A 2,718-nucleotide genomic window follows, 5' to 3' on the forward strand; every position below is an offset into this window, starting at 1 on the left:
TGTTATTGTCAATAAAAATTCCCCAAAAAGGGGAAAGATTTTTCCCCACCTAAAAAAAGATAGAAAAACGCTATCTAACAGAGAAAAAACTTTTTCAAGAATCCAGTTTACAACAAGCCTCCCCCATATGATTACATGCCAGTGAGGCCAGCCTACCATACCCCCGTGGGTATTCCTTTTAAGTAGGGCTGAGGGGTATGATAAACTGGCCTGCCTTAACAGGCTATCATACGGGACCACTCTCATTATAAACCGCACTTAAAAAACTTTTTTCACGCTTTTAGTATACTACATACCTAGTTATGTGGATAAATAAATATGTTTTTGTCAAAGAACAGTACCCTGCTAATTTTATTCATTGTCTTGAATTTTTACAGATGTAGCTTTAAGGCTTTCCTTGCTTTGCTTCATTCGATAGCTTTCACCCTTTATAACTACAAAATGACAATGATGAATAAACCTATCTAATATTGCTGTTGCTAAGACTGGGTCATAGAATATTCTGCCCCACTCATCAAAAACTTTGTTTGATGTTATTATCATTGAACCTTTCTCATATCTTCTCGATACGATTTCGTAAAAATCATCTACACTGTTCTGATTGAGTTTTTTTAGCCCTAATTCGTCTAGTATCAATAGATCCGGATTTGTGTAGTACTTTAGCCTTTGACTGAAAGAATTATCGGCTCTTGATAAATATAAGTCTTCAAGCATATGATTTATTGTTGTAAATAATACATTGTATCCTTGAGATATAGCCTTTACTCCAAGTGCTATACCTAAATGAGTTTTTCCAGTCCCTGGCGGTCCTATGAAGGCTACATTTTCTTTCTTGCGGACAAATTCACAGGTTGCCAAATTGTATATAAATCTTTTATTAATAGAGGGCTGCTGATTAAACTGATATTCCTCTAATGTCTTAATTTGAGGAAATTTTGCCTTCTGCATCCTCTTTTTATTACCATTATCTTTGCGGTTTGAAAATTCATCACTTAAAAGCAGTTCTAAGAACTCCATGTAAGACATCTGCTCTTTGATAGCTTGCTCATTTCTTGTCTCTAATGTTTTTATGAACCCTGATAGCTTTAACTGCCTTAGTCTTGAAAACATTAAATCATTCATCTCTTTTTACCTCATCTCAGTTTAGAAGTTTTGAATACTCTGATAACGGCCTTGTTAAGAAGGTTTCTTCTGAGTTAATATATGTTTGGTTTGTTTCTACAGGCAGCAAATTAATTCCCTGTTCGCAAATTCGTTTTACCGTTTTATATTTCAGTGCATTATACATATATGCCCTATGGCAGGCACTATCAATAGTAGTATTGTCATACTTTTTCCTTAAGGAAATTATTCCTGCAATAGCCCGATAGTTATATTTTGAGTCTATCTGTTCTAAGAATTTATCAAAAAATATAGCTGCATGCTTTCCAATTTCGCCCATTTTCTCTCGATATCTTGACTTTATCTCATTAGCTGTGATATTTTTATAATCAGGATAATGATTTTTATCTGTGAAGAATTTGCCCTTTTCATTCTTTTCTACGGGATGAAGGGCTATTTCTTTATCCTTATATATTGCTTTAAGCAGATTATCTATAATAACAATGTCAACCTCCTCACCAATGTATGCGTACGGTACAGAATAGTAATTACCTCCATATGAGATGTGACAGTTTGGCATTACAGTTGCCGAAGTTATTTCAGATATGTTGTATTCTTCCGTAGGAAGAGGGAGAAGTTTTTCTTTTTCATACGAATTGAATTCTTCAGATGGAACTTTTTTTGTTGTACCGTGTATTCTAACATTAGCTATAGTCTCAAGCCACTCCATTAAAAATGCTTTGGCCTCATCAATATCTTTAAATTCTCGTGCTTTAAAGCAGTTATCCTTCACATATTTTATATTTGATTCTACCTTTCCCTTATCTGTAGGTGTTGCTACCCTACATGGTTCCGGAGCAAATCCATAATGAGAAGCAAATGCTGCATAATTCCTTTGAACAACAGGCTCATAAAAATCAGCTTCCAATACAGCTGCTTTAAGATTGTCAATTTTAACATTCTGTGGTACTCCTCCGAAATATCTAAAAGCTTTTTTATGACAATCTATGAATGTGGAAACACTCTGGTCAAATACAATTTGCACATACATATATCTGGAATAGCTGAGTTCCATTACAAAAATCCAAGCCTTTTTGTACTTGCCGTCCGGCAGTTTAATAGTGCCAATATATCCAAAGTCCACTTGTGCCTCTTCACCAGGAAGACTGTGTAGTACCATATATGCTTTAGGTGGAGACTTTTTTATTTTAGCAACATATTTTTTTACAGTGTCATAACTACCCTGAAATTCAAATTCTCGGACTAAATCTTGATATATTCTTATTGCTTTCAAGTCTTTAGTTACTTGTATCTGAATGTATTCCTTATATGGATCAAGTATTGAACAAGTTTCTTTTCTTTCAACAATTCCTTTCTCATTAAGTTCATTAAGAATCCGTCTTACGGTCTTTCTGTCAATTTCAAGTATTTTTGCAATTTGTGTCTTGTTATATCCTTTTTTTGATAAAGTTTGTATTGTTGTATGCATTGCTACCCCCAACATTATTATCGACTCCCACTTATATAATTAACATTATGTTAATCTACAAGTGGAAGTTTGTGAATAGGTGGGGCATTTTCTTTCCCGAAACCGGGTAATTTAATTTTACCACTGAC

General features: G+C 34.2%; 2 protein-coding genes. Both read right to left on the minus strand.

Annotation, left to right across the window (positions count from 1 at the left end):
* Positions 1-351: 351 nt before the first annotated feature.
* Positions 352-1,122 (minus strand): IS21-like element helper ATPase IstB, encoded by a 771-nt coding sequence (gene istB, locus EFD62_RS17145; protein ID WP_069194783.1) that lies wholly within the window; start codon positions 1,120-1,122, stop codon positions 352-354.
* Positions 1,123-1,138: 16 nt separating this feature from the next.
* Positions 1,139-2,590 (minus strand): IS21 family transposase, encoded by a 1,452-nt coding sequence (gene istA, locus EFD62_RS17150; protein WP_128706579.1) that lies wholly within the window; start codon positions 2,588-2,590, stop codon positions 1,139-1,141.
* Positions 2,591-2,718 lie beyond the last annotated feature (128 nt).

The sequence above is a fragment of the Acetivibrio mesophilus genome, assembly GCF_004102745.1.
GTDB classification, from domain to species: Bacteria; Bacillota; Clostridia; order Acetivibrionales; family Acetivibrionaceae; genus Hungateiclostridium; species Hungateiclostridium mesophilum.

What these genes read in the sequence shown, in the direction of transcription:
- istA (WP_128706579.1), bottom strand. Translation starts at nt 2,590, where the DNA reads ATGCATACAACAATACAAACTTTATCAAAAAAAGGATATAACAAGACA.
- istB (WP_069194783.1), bottom strand. Translation starts at nt 1,122, where the DNA reads ATGAATGATTTAATGTTTTCAAGACTAAGGCAGTTAAAGCTATCAGGG.